Source organism: Schleiferilactobacillus perolens DSM 12744 (assembly GCF_001435585.1).
Taxonomy (GTDB): Bacteria; Bacillota; Bacilli; order Lactobacillales; family Lactobacillaceae; genus Schleiferilactobacillus; species Schleiferilactobacillus perolens.
Genome location: NZ_AZEC01000004.1, coordinates 1 through 18,843, shown reverse-complemented (window position 1 = coordinate 18,843; position 18,843 = coordinate 1). Strand labels below are relative to the sequence as shown.

The following is an 18,843-nucleotide window of genomic DNA, read 5'->3' as shown; positions in this document are numbered from 1 at the left end:
AGATTGCTGAATAATGACTGATGCTTATTTGTAATATGAACACGCTTTTATTATGGCATACCCGCAAGCTTTGTACAGCGTTTTCAGAGCTGAAAAAACGGAGACTCAGGGAAAAAACAAGTGCCAAGTGTGAAACTGGTAACCGGATTCAAAAAGCGCCCTACCGGGATCTATATCCTGACAGGGCGCTTGGTTGTTTGCTTAACTTAACGCATGTAGTTTTGCTAAATTTGCTTTGATGGTTTCTGCCGCATGGGCATAGGCATCCACTTCATCACCGCTTAACCCCATCGGCGGATTATCGATCACCCCTGTCCGGCCAATCGTCGTGGGGTGGCCAATAGCAATGTCAAACTCCGGATCATACGCGGAACACGGGAAGATCCGGTGGGCATCGTTGCATACCGCCAATGCAATCTCACAGGCAATCGTGGCGATACCAAAGCTGGTGTAGTGCTTAGCCCTGAAGATCTGCCAACCGCCCAGCCGGGCCGCTTCAGAGATTTCATCCAGTTTCACATTGGGAAAATCTTTGATCGGTTTGTTATTGACCCGCACAGAGGACCACGCCGTGAATTGATCTGCACCGTGCTCCCCCATGTTGTAGCCGCGCACATCGGCGACATTAACACGGACTGCTTCGGCTACTGCCCGGCGCATCCGGTATGTATCCAGGGCAGTGCCAGTCCCGATGATTTGATTGCGGCCTAGATCCAGCTTTTCCTGCCAATAAGAAACCGCCACGTCACAGGGATTACTGACATCGATCAAGACTCCGTGGAAACCAGACGCTGCCAGCTTCGGAGCTACGTCATCAATCGCCGCCTTGGTGGTCTTGATCTCAGAGTTACGGTCACCATCCTTGATCACACTAATATCGCCTGCAGAGAAAATAACAACATCTGCATCCCGCAACGCGCTGTAATCATTCGCGATCAGTTTGGTGTACGTACTTAACCCGCCAAGACTGTCCTTTAAGTCGGCCCGTTCTGCTTCCGCCCAACCTTCTTTGCTGTCAATCATGACGAGTGTATCCGCTAAGCCTTTCGTCACAATATTAAATGATGTTGTCACACCCACATGACCAATACCGATGACACCAATTGTTCTTGCCATAATAAAGCCCCATTTCTATCCTTTACTCTATTATACTGTTTTCCCACTTTAACGGCCGTTGCTCACATGCCGCTCAATTCGCCGTTCCGGCATCACCCACAACACCAGTAATAATGTGTCGACAATGACAGTCAACGGCGGCCAAATGAACGCCAGGAAAATAGCCACAATATTACCCGCCATGGAAATATAAGGCTTATTGTATCCCTTTCCCACTAATTTCCGAATCTCCGGATTCTCGCCATCGGCATGGATCAATGCGCGCACAAGGACAAAAAACATGGCATCCATTAAGAACATCACGGTGCCAAAAAGCATCTCTGGGGCCACACTATCCACATGATTGTCCCCCACCCAAGCGGTGGCAAAGGGAAATAATGAAACGACCAGGATAAAAATCGTATTGACCCACAACACGGTCCCATCGATGGACCGGACGATCTGGAATAGATGGTGATGGTTATTCCAATACACGGCCAAAATTAAAAAAGATGCCAGGTAGATGGCAAAGGCGTGCCGCAGCCCCCACAGGGCACTAAACTGGCCGCTGGTCGGCGGATGCAGTTCCAAGACCATGACCGTGATAATAATCGCAAAAATTGCGTCGGTAAAGGCTTCCATTCTTTGCTTCGGCAAACTTAACCGCCCCTTTCTCACCCACCCAGTATACAAGAAAACCGCTCCGAAGAGCGGTTTTCCTGCTTGGCCTATTTACTAGGCACGGTGACATCACCGAGATCTTCACCGTTAGTTTGAATCACATGTTTGTACCAGTAGAAGGAGTCTTTCTTCGACCGAGCCAAGGTACCCTGGCCGTCGTCATCCTTGTCTACATAGATAAAGCCATAGCGTTTGCTCATTTGCCCAGTCCCAGCAGAAACCAAGTCAATGAAGCCCCACGGCGTATACCCCATCAGATCAATCCCGTCTTCTTCCACGGCCAGTTCCATTTGTTCAATGTGCTGACGCAGATAGTCGACCCGGTATGGATCGTGGACACTGCCATCGGCTTCCTTCTTGTCCACAGCGCCAAAGCCGTTCTCGACAATGAACAGCGGCAGATCATAACGGTCTGCAAACCAGTTCATGGCGTAGCGCAACCCTTGAGGGTCAATTTGCCAGCCCCAATCAGATTGCTTCAAGGTCGGGTTCGCAACCAAGTCCCGGGATTCGACATACTTGTAACTGGCGGGTTCTTTTTCCTGGGCCTTCACCGCGAAGGACATGTAGTAGCTGAAGCCGATGTAGTCGACTTTGCCAGCCTGTAAGACATCCATGTCCGCCAAAGTAATATCCAGATTGAATCCCTGGTTTTCTTGATATTTCCGTAACCAGTGGGGATATTCACCCTTGGCCTGCACGTCTGCAAACCAGTAACGCGTCTGCATTGCCCGTTCTGCCTTAAAGACATCGCGCGGATCTGGGGAGGCCGGATAGATGGGTACCATGGCAATCATGGCCCCAATTTGGAAGTCCGGATTAATCTGGTGGCCGATCTGCACTGCCAGTGCACTGGCGACTGTTTCATAATGTGCTGCTTGATACATCACGGCTTCTGCATTTTCCCCCGGCTTGATTTGAATACCGGAGTTAGTGAACAGAGCGAAGGTGCCTTCATAATTGGCTTGGTTATTAATTTCATTGAAGGTCATCCAATACTTGACCTTATCCTTGTACCGCTTGAATACTGTGGTCGCAAAGCGCACAAAGAAATCGATAACCTTGCGGCTGCGCCAGCCACCGTATTCCGTCACCAAATGATAAGGCATCTCAAAGTGAGATAACGTAATCACTGGTTCGATCCCGTATTTATGGAGTTCATCAAACAAATCGTCGTAGAACTGCAGACCCTCTTCGTTGGGTTCCGCATCATCGCCGTTGGGGAAAATCCGGGTCCAGGCGATGGATGTCCGGAAAGCCTTCAGACCTAGTTCCGCAAAAAGTTTAACGTCTTCCTTGTAGTGGCCGTAAAAATCGATGGCATCGTGGTTCGGGTAGTTCTCACCGGGCTGTACACCCGCTGTGATTTTCCGCTCGACACCATTGGCGCCAGCTGTCATCACGTCAGCAACGCTGACGCCTTTACCGCCGGCCTGCCAGCCGCCCTCTAATTGATGCGCCGCGACGGCACCGCCCCACAAGAAATTCTTTGGTAATTTACTCATGATGATCCTCCAGACATATTGATGTGATTGACTATCGATATGTTCAGTGTATCCGCTATCACACCCTAAGTACAGGCAATTACCAGGTAAAAAACGGGGGCGAAGATTTCGGCACATGTCACAAACCAGAAGACGTGTTACGCTTCTGGCTTCTCTTGGGTATCTTGCTGGTGGCCATTGACCCGCTGATCTAGGCGATGTCCCATCAGCTCCAACAGATAAACCACAGGGACTTGGGTCGTCATGTTCAGCGTGCCATTGGTCACTTCCGGCATATAGTACGCAATCGTCAGGTCCGAAAGATGGGCTAAAGTCGAATTGGTGTGATTGGTTACTGCAATGACTTTGGCATCTGTCCGCTGAAGCTTCCCAACCATATCCAGCACTTCCCGGGACTCACCGGACACGGACAACACTAACACCACGATATTGGCGAATAACTTCTTATCCGTGGGCATCGGTTGGAATGGATCAATGATCGGCAGGACTAATTTTCCCATATTAGAAATGAAGCGGGCACCATACTCAGCTAAAAAGCCGCTGGTGCCGATGCCAAAGGTCAAAATCATATCCGCATCGGCGATCCAATCCACGGCCTTGTCCAATAGATCCTCAAAGTCAGTGGTATTCACCTTATGAAAAAAATCGGCCAACGGTACCGTGATGTCAAAGGAATCTGGATGTCCCTGCTGTTCTTGATTCAATCGATCTTGCTTCAGAGCAAAGCGCAATTCCGCGAATCCTTCATATCCCATTTTTGTGGCAAACCGCAAAATCGTCGTGGTCGATACATGGGCTTCTTTAGCCAGCTCACGAATCGTCATTTTCTCCACCTTGTCGCGATTTTTCATTATGTAGGCGTACACATCTGTCTCTAGGCCATTGAGGTCTTGTAGCTTATCGTATGCAAACATACTCCCATCCATTCCTTTCCTAGCGCACATTCTCAAACTTAAGAATACGCGGAAACCCGTGCGCAAACAATAGTGTGGTTGGCGTACGTAGTGAGTGAGGTGATCATCATGTTAATTCTTTGGGGAACCCTGACTGGCGCATGCTGGGGTTCATTCTTACTCTGTCGCGCCTGGCGCACGACCCAAACCGTCTCGCAGCCACACCGTTCTTATTGTAGCAGTTGTAAGCGCTTAATACACTTTTATGACAATATTCCGGTACTTAGTTATTTGCTGCTTCGCGGCCGTTGCCGCCATTGTGCCGCCGCCATCGATCCACGTTTTTGGCTCGGTGAACTCTGTGGTGCCGCAAGCGGCGGGCTCATCATGACGGCCGCCCTCTGGCAATCCCCAGTCCTTTTGCTCTTCCTATTCTTATTAAGCTTCCTCGCCGCCAGCGACCTCTACCACTATGCTTTCGACGACCGCTGGTTTTGGCTTGGGACAATTCTTTGTCTACTGATTGCAGTGGCCACACAGCATCCGCTCCACTGGTGGGCCGCTTTTGCTGCCGCTGCGATTCTTATCTTCCCAGTCTTTTGGCAAAAAATGGGCGCGGGCGACCTCGAACTCATCACCCTCGCCACGCTGATATTCGGTCCTTACCCCATCCTCCACTGGCTCCTCACCGCCAGCACCCTCGGTCTCCTCATCACCTTCCTCACCCACCACCAAAAAAAGCCCATCCCTTTTCTCCCCATCCTCTACATCGCAGCACTAGTCGTCATCACCGCCTACCACTGGTGACCGACCGTTTTTTTTGCAATGGGAGGTTCCGCGGTCACGCTCAATCTAGTGCCAATGCGGAGCAAGCGAAGGTGGCAGGGGGCTCAGCTGTGGAAACTGCAATAAACTTGCCCCGGTCCTGGGCAAGTTTATATGCAGTTAGGCGACTTTGAGACCGCGCCCCTCAGCGGGCTCAAAGCGCCGTCACAGCGTTCCAGCCCCCTGCCACCGTAGCTTGCGCAGCATTGGCACGGCAATCGCGCACCAAAAAAGCGCGCCCCGCAATTTTACTCGCGAGACGCGCTCCATTTGTACCTAATTCAACCTGTTACTTCGAACTCGGACCGTCATCCTTCGTCGGAACTGGGTCATCATCCGTCGCATTACTATCAGCAGCCGTACCCTTCTCCTCTGCTTGACGCTTCATCTGCGCCTCAATATCGGAGATCGAATACACATTATCCGGCTTCGCGCCGACAGTCAAAGGCTCCATCTCCCGGTACTTCGCCATCCCGGTACCAGCCGGAATGATCTTCCCGATAATGACGTTTTCCTTCAAACCAATCAACGGATCGTTCTTGCCGCGGATTGACGCATCCGTCAATACCCGAGTCGTTTCCTGGAAGGAAGCGGCAGACAGGAAACTGTTGGTTTCCAGTGCAGCCTTCGTGATCCCCAACAGAACCGGCCGACCAGTGGCAGGAATTCCACCCTTGATCAAGGTCTGATGGTTCTGTTCGCTGAAGTCCGCAATATCGAGCAAGGTTCCTGGCAGGATGTCGGTATCGCCCGGATCCATGACCCGTACCTTTTGCAACATCTGCCGAATCATTACTTCGATATGCTTATCACTGATATCCACACCCTGCATCCGATATACCTTCTGGACTTCATCCAGCAGGTAGTTCTCAGTGGTCAGGGCATCACGGACTTTAATCAGTTCCTTCGGGTCAATTGAGCCGACTGTCAACTTGTCGCCACGGTGGACATGGTCGCCTTCCTTGACAGTGACACTGGACGCATAAGGCACGCTGTAAGTCCGCGTATCGGTCTTACCTTCGACGGTGATTTCCCGGGTATGTTCAGCCGGGTTCTCATCAATCGCACTGATCTCACCAGTCACTTCGGTAATCACAGACAGACCTTTAGGATTCCGCGCTTCCACAATTTCTTGCACACGAGGAAGCCCTTGGGTAATATCTTCACCACCGGCTACACCACCGGTATGGAAGTTACGCATGGTCAACTGAGTCCCTGGTTCGCCGATGGACTGAGCAGCGACAGTACCAACTGCTTCGCCGACTTCGACTTCTTCACCAGTGGCCAAGTTACGACCATAGCAGCGACGGCAAACACCATGCTGCGTGTTGCAGGTGAAGACGGAACGGATCGTGACACTCTCAACGCCGGCATTGACGATCTTTTCAGCCAAGTCTTCGTCGATCAGTGTGTTCTTCGGGGCGATGGTCTCGCCTGTCTTTGGATCCTTGACCGCCTTCATCGTGAACCGACCAAAAATTCGATCGTGGAGCGGTTCGATCATTTCGTTACCTTCACGAATCGCGGATACCTTCACGCCACGGTCAGTACCACAGTCCTCTTCCCGGACAATGACATCCTGGGCCACATCGACCAACCGTCGGGTTAAGTACCCAGAGTTGGCAGTCTTCAGCGCCGTATCGGTCATCCCTTTACGGGCACCATGGGTGGACATGAACATTTCCATGACGGATAAACCTTCACGGAAGTTCGAGGTAACGGGCACTTCCATCATCCCGCCGTTTGGCGCAGCCATCAGACCCCGCATCCCGGCTAACTGGGTGAAGTTAGAAATGTTACCCCGGGCACCAGAATCACTCATCATGGAGATTGGGTTGGCCGGATCGAAACTATCAATCAACCGTTGTTGAATGGTATCTTTCGCTTCGTTCCAAATGCTGATAATCCGGTTATGCCGTTCGTCATCGGTAATTAAACCACGACGGAACTGCTTGGATACTGTGGCGACCTTCTTATGGGCGTCATCCACAATATTCTGCTTATCAGGCAAGTCCGGTACATCAGCAATCCCCACGGTAATCCCAGACAATGTGGAGATCGTGTAACCCAGCGTCTTCATGTCATCCAGCAATTCACTGGTCCGTTGTACCTTGTAGATCTTGAAGACCTGGGCAATGATATCGCTCAAATAGCCTTTCTTGAAAGGCGGGATGAGTGAAGCATTGGCCAAGTAATCATGAATGTCTTGACCAGGTTTCAGGAAATACTTATCCGGAACGCCATTGGTCAAGTTATCCGCAGTGGGTTCGTTCAGATACGGGAAGTCTTCTGGCAAAATCTCGTTGAAGAGGATCTTACCAATACTGGTGACCAAAATCTGGTGCCGTTGTTCATCAGTGAAGGGCTTCTGGGTTAAACCATCAACAGCTAAACCAACCCGACTGTGGTAATGCACTTTACCGGTACGATAAGCCAAAACGGCTTCATTCGTATCCTTAAAGATCATACCTTCGCCACGACGGCCCTTGTCTTCCAAGGTCAGGTAATAGTTCCCCAACACAACGTCCTGAGACGGTGTCACGATGGGCTTACCATCCTTAGGGGCCAAGATATGGTGGGCTGCCATCATTAACATCCGGGCTTCAGCCTGGGCTTCATCAGACAGCGGTACGTGGATCGCCATCTGGTCCCCGTCGAAATCGGCGTTGTAAGCTTCACAAGCCAATGGGTGCAACCGAATGGACTTACCATCGACCAAGACTGGTTCGAAGGCTTGAATCCCTAACCGGTGCAATGTTGGTGCCCGGTTCAACAGGACGGGCCGTTCTTTAATGACGTCTTCCAATACATCCCAGACATCATCGTCTTGGCGCTCGATTTGGCGTTTGGCATTCTTGATGTTTGAAGCCAAACTGCGCTTCACGAGTTCCCGCATCACATATGGCTTGAATAATTCCAACGCCATTTCCCGCGGTACCCCACATTGATAGAACTTCAATGTCGGGCCGACATCGATAACGGAACGACCAGAGTAGTCCACCCGTTTACCCAGTAAGTTCTGCCGGAACCGGCCTTGCTTACCTTTCAGCATATGGGATAAGGACTTGAGCGGACGGTTACCCGGACCAGTCACCGGACGACCACGACGACCGTTATCGATCAACGCATCGACGGCTTCTTGCAGCATCCGTTTTTCATTTTGCACGATGATGTTCGGGGCGTGCAAATCCAGCAGACGCTTCAACCGGTTGTTACGGTTGATGACCCGCCGGTATAAATCGTTCAGATCAGAAGTGGCAAACCGGCCGCCTTCCAATTGAACCATCGGCCGCAGATCAGGCGGGATCACGGGAATCACATCCATGACCATCCATTCCGGCTTATTACCGGATTCCAGGAAGGCATCCAGAATGTCCAACCGACGAATCGCGCGGGTCCGCTTTTGCCCAGACGCAGACTTCAATTCTTCCTTGAGTTCTGCGACTTCTTTCTCTAACTCAACGTCTTGCAGTAATTCTTTGACCGCTTCGGCACCCATCTTGGCATTGAAGTTGTCACCGAACTGTTCCCGCTTTTCACGGTATTCCCGTTCAGTTAACAACTGCTTCTTCTCCATATCAGAGTCGCCAGGATCGATGACGACGTAAGACGCGAAGTAAATGATTTCTTCTAATGCCCGCGGGGACATATCCAACACTAAGCCCATCCGAGAAGGGATGCCCTTGAAGTACCAGATATGAGAAACCGGTGCAGCCAATTCAATATGGCCCATCCGTTCCCGCCGTACTTTAGACCGGGTCACTTCGACCCCACAACGATCGCAGACAATTCCCTTATACCGAATCCGCTTGTACTTGCCGCAGGCACATTCCCAGTCCTTGGTGGGGCCGAAAATACGCTCGTCGAACAAGCCATCGCGTTCCGGCTTGAGTGTCCGATAGTTGATGGTTTCTGGCTTCTTCACTTCACCATAAGACCAAGAACGGATCTTATCTGGTGAAGCGAGGCCAATTTGCATACTTTCAAACTTATTGACGTCTATCAATGCGTGACCTCCTGTTTATTGCGCGTCCTACTGACCGTCTGTCTTGGTGTCGGTACTCTTGGCTTTAGCCGGAGCACTGTCACTATTCGTGGCTGCTGTCGTGGCTTTCGTTGCTTCTTCTTGAGCCTTCTTGGCCTCTTGTTCCGCAGCGTATTTCGACAACGCGTCCACATTCAGTACGTCATCGTCGTCATCGTCCATATCCCGCAATTCGATTTCATTCTTGTGGGAATCCAGGACCTTCATATCCAAGCCCAGTGCTTGCAATTCCTTGACCAGCACCCGGAACGATTCCGGTACGCCAGGCTTGGGAATCGGTTCGCCCTTCACGATGGCTTCATAGGTCTTGACCCGGCCTACCACGTCATCGGACTTGTATGTCAGGATTTCTTGCAGGGTGTAAGCAGCGCCGTATGCTTCCAGCGCCCAAACTTCCATTTCACCAAACCGCTGACCACCAAACTGCGCTTTACCACCAAGGGGTTGTTGCGTCACTAAGGAGTACGGTCCAATGGAACGGGCATGGATCTTATCGTCGACCATGTGGGCCAGTTTGAGGTAATACATTACCCCAACAGAAATGCGGCTATCGAAAGGTTCGCCCGTGCGGCCATCATACAACAATGACTTGGCATCTTCGGCCATCCCAGCTTCTTTGACAGTATCCCAAAGATCTTGATCCTGGGCCCCATCGAAGACTGGTGTGGCAATATGAATACCCAAATTGCGGGCGGCCATACCCAAGTGCAATTCCAATACCTGACCAATGTTCATCCGGGAAGGAACACCCATGGGGTTCAGGAGAATATCAACCGGCGTGCCATCTGGCAAGTACGGCATATCTTCTTCAGGAACCACGATGGAAACAGTCCCCTTATTCCCGTGTCGACCAGACATCTTATCGCCGACTTGAATCTTCCGCTTCTGAGCAATGTATACCCGGACCAGCATATTGACACCAGGGGACAGCTCATCGCCGGCCTCCCGGGTGAAGATCTTCACGTCTTGGATAATACCGCCGCCGCCATGAGGTACCCGCAGAGAAGTATCGCGGACTTCCCGCGCCTTTTCCCCAAAGATAGCGTGCAGCAAACGATCTTCCGCAGACAGTTCGGTCATTCCCTTAGGTGTGACCTTACCAACTAGAATGTCGCCATCCCGCACTTCAGCACCGATCCGGACGATCCCGAATTCATCGAGGTCCTTCAAGGCATCTTCACCGACGTTCGGAATTTCCCGGGTGATTTCTTCCGGTCCAAGCTTGGTGTCCCGCGCTTCAGATTCATATTCTTCAATATGAATGGAAGTGTAGACATCATCCTTGACCAGTCGTTCACTCAGAATAACCGCATCTTCATAGTTGTACATGTTCCAAGTCATGAAGGCGATCAGCGGATTTTGCCCTAAGGCTAACTCGCCGTTCTCCATAGCTGGCCCATCAGCAATGATTTCATTATTGTCGACCTTGTCGCCTTTACGTACGATCGGTCGTTGGTTGTAACTCTTACCCGCGTTAGACCGGCGGAACTTGGTCAGCTTGTACTTGTCCAAGGCACCGTCATCCCGACGAACGCGGATTTCCTTGGCGTCCACATATTCAACGGTCCCAGGATGCTGCGCCAGCATCGCGGTCCCAGAGTCATGGGCTGCCACATATTCCATCCCAGTACCGATCAACGGTGCGTGGGGATTGATCAAAGGAACAGCCTGCCGCTGCATGTTGGCACCCATCAAGGCCCGGTTGGAGTCGTCGTTTTCCAAGAAAGGAATACATGCGGAAGCGACAGAGACAACCTGCTTAGGAGAAACGTCCATGTAGTCGACGTTCTTAGGATTGATTTCCAAGTTTTCATCTTTATGCCGCGCCAGGACAGTGTCATCCCGGAAAGAACCATCATCGTTCAGTACCGAGTTGGCCTGCGCCACGATATAGTTATCTTCTTCGTCGGCAGTTAAATAATCGATCTTATCGGTAACCTTATGGGTTTCCCAAGATACCCGGCGATACGGGCTTTCAATGAAGCCGTACTTGTTGACCCGGGCATAGGTGGCTAAGTTGTTGATCAAGCCAATGTTGGGGCCTTCAGGAGTTTCAATCGGACACATCCGGCCGTAATGGGTATAGTGTACATCCCGCACTTCATAACCGGCCCGGTCCCGGGTTAAACCACCCGGTCCAAGGGCAGAAAGACGGCGCTTGTGGGTTAATTCGGCTAACGGGTTGTTCTGGTCCATGAACTGGGACAACTGCGAAGAACCGAAGAATTCCTTGATGGAGGCCACCACTGGCCGAATGTTGATCAATTGTTGCGGCGTCACGGTATTGGCGTCTTGAATTGACATCCGTTCCCGGACGACCCGCTCCATCCGGGCTAAACCGATCCGGAATTGGTTCTGGAGTAATTCACCCACAGAACGAATCCGCCGGTTGCCCAAGTGGTCGATATCATCGGTGGAGCCAATGCCTTCTTGCAAATTCAAGAAGTAATTGACGGAAGCGAAGACATCAGCCGGTGTCACATGCTTCACCTTGGGATCAATGTGACCGTTACCGATCATGTTAACTTCCCGTTCTGGATCAGCCTTGGAATACACCTTGATGATTTGCAGCGTCATGGGATCAGGCACCACGGCATCTTCTGCCGGGGTGTAAGTGACGGTCTTGAAGTCGTCACGATCCAAGTACGGTGCTAACTTTTGCATCACGTGCCGATCCACGACGTCGCCTTTATTGGCAATGACTTCACCGGTATCCGGATCAGCCAGTGTTTCCGCCAATGTTTGGTCCAACAAGCGCGTCTTCAGGTTCAGCTTCTTATTAAATTTATACCGACCCACGGGCGCAGTATCGTAGCGCTTGGGATCAAAGAACCGCGCATACAGCAAGGAGCGAGAACTATCAACCGTCTTCGGTTCGCCTGGCCGTAACCGTTCATAAACATCCTTCAAGGCTTCGTCAACCCGGGTGTCTTCTGTGTTTTTATGGATATCTTTTTCCAGCGTCAGCATCAAGGATTCAGAATCGCCCAGGATGTCGATGATGTCGGAGTCAGAACCATAACCCAACGCCCGTAACAATACGGTGATGGGCAGCTTACGGGTCCGGTCGATCCGGACGTAAGAAATATCTTTGGCGTCTGTTTCATATTCCAACCAAGCGCCCCGGTTGGGGATCACCGTGGTGCCCCAAGTTGTCCGGGAGTTCTTATCGACTTGTGAATTGAAATAAACACCGGGAGAACGAACCAACTGGGAAACGATAACTCGTTCTGCCCCGTTGATGATAAACGTCCCCTGATCAGTCATTAACGGGAAGTCACCAAAGAAGACATCCTGGGATTTGATTTCCCCAGTGTCATGGTTGGTGAGCCGTAAAGTGACGTGCAGCGGTGCAGAGTAGTTCGAATCATGTGCGCGTGCTTCTTCTACCGTGTACTTAGGCTCCAGCAGCTTGTATCCTTGATATTCCAAAGATAGTTTGCCTTGGAAGTCGTCGATGGGCATAATGTCATCGAACATATCCTTCAAGCCTTCGTCCAAGAACCATTGATACGAATTCGTTTGAATTTCGATCAGGTTCGGCAGATCCAGCACTTCTTTGATCCGTGCATAACTTCTGCGGGTGCGGTGTTTACCATATTTCACTAAATGACCTGACAAATGATTCACCCCTCATAAGTGTTGACCGGAGTCGGCAGCGACAAAATGTTAAGATTTTATTAAGAATGCGTCTTTTTCCGAATTTTGGGCAAAAGAAAGGTCAAAAACCGCTCTGTGTACGAAAACGTACGTGCTGTTTTTGACCACCTATTTGCACGTTACGGACAATAGATCGCAACCTGCTTTTTCCGACTCATAGACATATACTTTTAGTAGTTTACCACGTGGAAATGAAAAGTCAACCCCGTGGGTTTCACTGATGCCACTGCATGGTGGCTTCTGCTTCCCCAGTGTCTGCATCGGTACCCTGGGCCAGCGTCGTGAAGCCGAGCGCTGTGTAGAATCGAGCCGCCGCCTGATTTTTGACATACACCTGCAGCGTGATGCGGTGGTGGTGCTGTTGCAAATGATGCATGAGCTGCGTGCCGACGCCTTGCTGTCGGGCCTGACGCGCCACAAAGATGCCCGCCAGAAAGTCGCCCTGCATCCCGGCAAACCCGATGATTTGGCCAGCCGCATCCAGGGCCACGGTCACTTCGGCATCCGGGAGTGCCGCCAATAACGCCGCCTGGTTCTTTTCCCAATACTCGGTGGGAATAAAACCATGCGCTTCCTGGTTACCGGCTAACCAGATTTGTCCCAGCCGTTTGAGTTCGGCCGGTGTCAGGCGGTGTAGAACTTGAATCTGCACCATGACTACGCCTGCACATGAGTACGGGTGTGACGCCGCACCTTCAATCCGCGCAGAAAGTCACCAGGAGCCACGCGGTGCGGGCAATGGAATGTGACGATCTGCATCGCATGGGGCGCACGGTCAATGGCCTCACCGTCTTCGTCATGCAAATCTTCGACCGTCATGGCGTAATGGGTAAACCCTGGTCCGTAGAATTCAATGTGGTCACCCACACCGAAGTTGTTCCGTTGCTGCACCGTCACGGTCTGCGTGGCGGCATCGTAGTGCTCTACTTCGCCGATAAAGGCGTAACTGGGCCGCTTGCGCTGCTCACCCAACAGTTCATCCTGTTCATCGGGGGTGTCGTAATAGAAGCCAGTGGACATGCCGCGCTGAGCGACTTTCCACAATTCATCCACCCAGGCCGGATCAGTCTGGTAGTGTTCCGGATCGCGCATATAAGCATCCACTGCGGCGGAATAGACATTAGCCACCGTGGACACATAATGCACAGTCTTCATTCGACCCTCAATTTTCAAACTGTCGACACCAGCGTCAATTAGATCAGGAATGTGTTCGATCATGGCCATGTCCACCGCACTCATGGAGAACGCTTCGGGCTTGCCGTTGTCGTCGGTCCCCAACAGGGACTGCTTATCCCCCAATTGGGGCAGATCGAAGAGATCGTACTTCCAGCGACAGTTTTGCGCACAGCCGCCCCGATTGGCATCTCGCAGTCCCATGTGGTTAGACAGCACACACCGGCCGGAATAGCCGATACACATCGCCCCATGGATAAAAGCCTCGATTTGGATGTCGGTGTGCTTCCGCATTTCGCGAATTTCCTCAATCCCGACCTCCCGGGCCAAAACCACCCGTTCCAGCCCTTCATCCTGCCAGAAGTTCAGGGTCTCCCAATTACAAGAAGATGCCTGAGTGGACAAATGCACGGGTAAACCAGGAGCGGACAGAATACAGGTCTCGATCAGCGCCGGATCAGACACGATCACGGCATCCACGCCTTGCGCCTGGACATTCCTGAAAAAGTCTTCGGCCCCAGGCAGATCCTGTTCGTGAGCCACAATATTCGCCGCCACATAAACCTTGGCATGGCGGGCATGGGCATATTCGACCCCGGTCTTCATCTGATCAAAGGAGAAGTTGCCGGCCCGGGTCCGCAAACCATAGGCATCGCCGCCGATATACACGGCATCCGCCCCATAATCAATGGCCACTTTCAATTTTTCTAATGTACCGGCTGGGGCCAGTACTTCTGGTCGTTTCAATGTTCGTTCCATTTATTTCACACTTTCTGGATCAATATCGAAGAAGCCCGTATCTGTTTCTCGATTCACCGGGGTATTGTCAGTGACGATTCTTTGACCATCCGCCGCCAGCTCGGCAGTCCAGGTGCCCTTGGCCAGCGCATCCCGGGCATGGGCGAAGGCAGCAACAATCTGGGCAAATTGCTGGCCGTGGACAAACAGCCCGTCCATCTTCCAGTACTGAATGCCCAGCTCATGGACTTTCGTCAATTCCGGCATCAGATTCACATCATTGGTGGCAAAAACGTGGGTCCCATTGCGGTCCTCATAGATGGAATAGTGGGTGTCCGGTTTATGCGGCGCAGAAATGAACAGCCCCCGCTGACGGTCGGTGCGTTCTTGGTGCTTTTGCACAAAGGAGAAGTAATTATCCAGTAACGGCCGGCCGGATTGGTGGATCGCACTGGCGCCATAGACTAAGTAACTAATCGGCACCTGGACGTGCTGCTGCAGCGATTTTAATTCACCATAGGGCACTTCTGCTGCCACTTGAGCCGCCACGGCACCGTGATTGGCCCAAAAATTGATCTGCCGAGCACTGGTCACCAAGTCGGCCCCATCATATAAGTATGGCAATGGAAAATGATTCTGCTGCAGCAAGTGAATGGCGCCAGGATCGCCGATACTGACCATGTCCACCTGCAGATCTGTCAAAAACTGTAAGTAGTCCGCGACTTTCACGATACGGTCATTGTGGAAAATGGCGTTGACGGCCACGACAATTTTCTTTCCCTGGGCATGAACAGCCTGTATTAGATCGGTTAATTCATCCCGGTCAAAACTATGGGGCAGGCGCAGCCCAAATTCGTCTTCGCCGGCGTATATCCAATCTGCCCCAGCTTTCATTACCATCTCGGCTTGTTCCATTGATTCTACGGTCGCAATTATCTCTGCCACGTATGCCATCCTCTCGTTTCTGTTGCAATGTTCTTATTGTAGCAGGCATGGTCGCGTCAGACCAGAGTATCCAAAAAGCGGAGCAGCAAGCGCGTATTATCCGCTTTACTGCTCCGCTTCTTTCAATTATTAAGCTTTAACGGTTTCCTTGGGTGGTGTGGACTTGGTGTGCGGGTGCTTGACGTTTACAGTGATCTTGCCTTTGCGAGCACCGATGGTAATGTGATCACCGGCCTTGATATCACCGTTCAGAATCATTTCACTCACCGCATCTTCCACTTGCCGCTGCAGTGCGCGACGGATCGGGCGGGCCCCATAATCAGGGTCAAAGCCCTTCGCGGCCACCACATCCAGCGCTGCAGTCGTCATCTTCACTTGCACGTCCTGTTCAGCCAGCCGTTGCAATACTTGCTTGGCCATAATCTTCACGATTTCCCGCAGTTGTTCCTTGTCTAATGCATGGAAAACCACGACCTCATCGATCCGGTTAATGAACTCTGGCCGGAAGAATTGCTTCAGTGCCGCCATCACCTTTTCACGCATTGAATCGTAACTCTGGCCCTTATCTTGGACACCGAAGCCGACCGCTTTATCGTCACGGACAGCGGTGGCTCCCAAGTTAGAAGTCATAATCAAGATTGTGTTGCGGAAATCGACCCGGCGACCCTTGGAATCGGTCAAGTAGCCGTCATCCAATACCTGCAATAGAATATTGAAGACATCGGGATGGGCTTTTTCGACTTCATCAAAGAGGACCACAGAATACGGCTTGTTGCGGACTTTCTCCGTTAACTGACCGCCTTCGTCGTACCCGACGTAACCTGGCGGTGAACCAATCAACCGAGAAGTGGTGTATTGTTCCTGGTACTCAGACATATCGACCCGAATCAGGTTGTCCTCGGAACCAAACATTGCTTCGGCCAGGGCCTTGGCTAATTCAGTCTTCCCAACCCCGGTGGGACCCAGGAACATGAACGAACCAATCGGCCGATTCGGATCCTTCAAGCCGCTGCGGGCCCGGCGAATGGCCCGAGAAACCGCTGAGACGGCCTCATCTTGACCAACCACCCGTTTATGCAGCACACTCTCCAGATTGACCAGACGTTCACTCTCGCTCTTTTGCAACTGAGTCAACGGTACGCCCGTCCATTCGGAAACCACTTGGGCAACATCTTCGCCGGTCACTTTGATATCCGTACGAAGACCTGAAGTATCATCTTGGGCTGCGGTGACTTCCAGCTTCGACTTCAAACCCATTTCTTGCTCACGGTAGTTGGCCGCAGTTTCGAAATCTTGATTCTCAATCGCTGCTTCTTTCTTACTGATCAAATCTCGGATCTGATCCTGCAATTTGTCTTCCGGGGACTTCTTGTCAGCAGAATCCAAGCGTACCTTAGCGGCCGATTCATCCATCAAATCAATCGCTTTATCAGGCAGGAAGCGGTTCGTAATGTAGCGATCAGAGAGGACCACAGCTTCGTGCAAAGCTTCATCACTGATTGAAATACCGTGATGCTGCTCATAGCGGGGCCGCAAACCCTTCAGGATCTGTTCGGTTTCCTCTGGAGTCGGCTCATCGATTTGCACGGTCGCAAACCGCCGTTCCAACGCGGAATCCTTCTCAATATACTTTTGATATTCATCCAGCGTGGTGGCCCCGATCAGTTGCAGCTCACCCCGAGCCAAAGCTGGCTTCAAGATGTTGCTGGCGTCAATGGCGCCTTCTGCACCACCGGCCCCAATCAAGGTATGCAATTCATCAATGAAGAGAATCACATTACCGTCACGATAGATTTCATCAATCACTTTCTTTAACCGATCTTCAAACTCGCCCCGGTATTTCGTACCAGCGACCAGGGAACCCATGTCCAACATCATCAGCCGCTTGTTGGTCATGTCTTCCGGTACTTTGCCCTCAATGATGCGTTGGGCCAGGCCTTCCGCAATGGCGGTTTTACCAACCCCTGGCTCACCGACCAAGACCGGGTTGTTCTTTGTCCGCCGAGAAAGGATTTGAATCACCCGCCGGACTTCTTTTTCACGACCGACCACTGGATCCATCCCGTTTTCCCGGGCTAATTGGGTCAAATCACGAGCCAACCCATCCAATGTCGGGGTGCCTTGCGGCGCACTGCCACTGGCCCCGCGCCGATCCATGGGCCGCTGCTTGCCAGTGTCCCGAACACCCATCTTCTTCAATAATACTTGGCGGGTCTTAGAAAGACTTAATCCCAGGTTAGTCAAGATTCGGGCTGCCAAAATATCGTCTTCGTGTAAAATACCCAATAACATGTGCTCTGTACCGATCTTGCTGGCACCTAAGCGCTTGGCTTCATCACCGGCATAGGACAGGATCTGTTTAGCCTTCGGTGAATAGGGTAAATAACTTGTTTCATCGGGTTGGTCAGAAGCAGAAGTCGCTCCGAAACCAGTGAAGCGCTCGATCTCTTCTTTCACGTCATCTGGCGAAATCGTCAGTTGCCGCAGAGTCTTGCCGGCCACCCCATCCGTTTCCAGGACCAACGCGAGCAACAAGTGCTCTGTCCCGACGGCATGGTGATGGAAGTAGCGCGCTTGCTGTTGGGCTAATGCCAACACGTTACGGGAGCTGTTCGTAAATAAGTTATCCAAAGGGCTTTCGCTCCTTTCGTAGTCGCAAAGCGTTTCTGGTCAAAGGCAATTGGGCCTGGTTGACTAGGAAACGATTAGAAGTTTGCAATGTAACCATCATTTTATGATGTGGGGAATATTATACCGAAACTGCTGTAAAATGCAACCCCCGCACATCGTCATCAACTGTGACTTGATTCGACGTGTATTTTACCCCAGTCATTGATGCTTGTCCAAGAAAACAACTTTCTCATGGAAAAGCATCAATGATCAGACAAACCAATCGAATCTTACGTACCATCTCTAGTCTAAACAAGGAACTGGGCGCTGTCGAGTATTCCGATTGATTCTCATCAAGAATTTTGCCAATACATACAAAAACAGACCGATGTCGGGTGACAATCGATCTGATTCCTATTTCTTAGTGATCGGGAAAACAGGATTTGAACCTGCGACCCCTACGTCCCGAACGTAGTGCTCTACCAAGCTGAGCTATTTCCCGGTAAAAAAAGCGGAAGACGAGATTCGAACTCGCGACCCCCACCATGGCAAGGTGATGTTCTACCACTGAACTACTTCCGCATACTCTATTAAATTAATTGTCCGGATCGGGAAGACAGGATTCGAACCTGCGACCCCTACGACCCTAACGTAGTGCTCTACCAAGCTGAGC

General features: G+C 51.5%; 11 protein-coding genes and 2 tRNA genes. 1 reads left to right on the top strand and 12 read right to left on the bottom strand.

Annotation, left to right across the window (positions count from 1 at the left end; all coding sequences use genetic code 11):
• Positions 1–201: 201 nt before the first annotated feature.
• From FD09_RS05240 to FD09_RS05225, 4 genes are all read right to left on the bottom strand, one after another.
• On the bottom strand, positions 202–1,116 hold the full coding sequence (locus FD09_RS05240; protein ID WP_057819072.1) for a lactate/malate family dehydrogenase: 915 nt from the start codon (positions 1,114–1,116) through the stop codon (positions 202–204).
• A 48-nt stretch (positions 1,117–1,164) separates the two neighbouring features.
• Positions 1,165–1,752 (bottom strand): TMEM175 family protein, encoded by a 588-nt coding sequence (locus FD09_RS05235; RefSeq protein ID WP_057819070.1) that lies wholly within the window; start codon positions 1,750–1,752, stop codon positions 1,165–1,167.
• Positions 1,753–1,823: 71 nt separating this feature from the next.
• Positions 1,824–3,281 carry a 6-phospho-beta-glucosidase gene (locus tag FD09_RS05230; protein WP_057819068.1) on the bottom strand — a complete coding sequence of 486 codons (1,458 nt, stop codon included), beginning with the start codon at positions 3,279–3,281 and terminating at the stop codon, positions 1,824–1,826.
• Between the two features lie 137 nt (positions 3,282–3,418).
• Positions 3,419–4,195 carry a MurR/RpiR family transcriptional regulator gene (locus FD09_RS05225; protein WP_057819066.1) on the bottom strand — a complete coding sequence of 259 codons (777 nt, stop codon included), beginning with the start codon at positions 4,193–4,195 and terminating at the stop codon, positions 3,419–3,421.
• A 108-nt stretch (positions 4,196–4,303) separates the two neighbouring features.
• Here FD09_RS05225 and FD09_RS15875 point away from each other — a divergent pair, with 108 nt between their 5' ends.
• Complete coding sequence (locus FD09_RS15875; protein ID WP_083487565.1) at positions 4,304–4,981, top strand: prepilin peptidase; 678 nt, start codon at positions 4,304–4,306, stop codon at positions 4,979–4,981.
• Positions 4,982–5,288: 307 nt separating this feature from the next.
• Here the strand turns inward: FD09_RS15875 and rpoC are convergent, their stop codons facing one another.
• From rpoC to FD09_RS05180, 8 genes are all read right to left on the bottom strand, one after another.
• Positions 5,289–9,005, bottom strand: a complete 3,717-nt coding sequence (gene rpoC / locus FD09_RS05215) for a DNA-directed RNA polymerase subunit beta' (RefSeq protein ID WP_083487563.1) — start codon at positions 9,003–9,005, stop codon at positions 5,289–5,291.
• A 27-nt stretch (positions 9,006–9,032) separates the two neighbouring features.
• A complete protein-coding gene (gene rpoB, locus FD09_RS05210) occupies positions 9,033–12,665 on the bottom strand; it encodes a DNA-directed RNA polymerase subunit beta (RefSeq protein ID WP_057819061.1) in 3,633 nt (1,210 codons plus the stop codon).
• Positions 12,666–12,918: 253 nt separating this feature from the next.
• Positions 12,919–13,359 carry a GNAT family N-acetyltransferase gene (locus FD09_RS05205; RefSeq protein ID WP_057819059.1) on the bottom strand — a complete coding sequence of 147 codons (441 nt, stop codon included), beginning with the start codon at positions 13,357–13,359 and terminating at the stop codon, positions 12,919–12,921.
• 2 nt (positions 13,360–13,361) lie between these two features.
• Positions 13,362–14,636: a peptidase U32 family protein gene (locus FD09_RS05200; protein ID WP_057819057.1), complete on the bottom strand. Its 1,275-nt coding sequence runs from the start codon at positions 14,634–14,636 to the stop codon at positions 13,362–13,364.
• Positions 14,637–15,560 (bottom strand): peptidase U32 family protein, encoded by a 924-nt coding sequence (locus FD09_RS05195; RefSeq protein WP_057819595.1) that lies wholly within the window; start codon positions 15,558–15,560, stop codon positions 14,637–14,639.
• Between the two features lie 129 nt (positions 15,561–15,689).
• Entirely contained in the window at positions 15,690–18,191 is a 2,502-nt protein-coding gene (locus FD09_RS05190) for an ATP-dependent Clp protease ATP-binding subunit (RefSeq protein ID WP_057819055.1), read from the bottom strand.
• 407 nt (positions 18,192–18,598) lie between these two features.
• Positions 18,599–18,672, bottom strand: a tRNA-Pro gene (locus FD09_RS05185).
• 8 nt (positions 18,673–18,680) lie between these two features.
• Positions 18,681–18,752 (bottom strand) — tRNA-Gly (locus FD09_RS05180).
• Between the last annotated feature and the right edge of the window lie 91 nt (positions 18,753–18,843).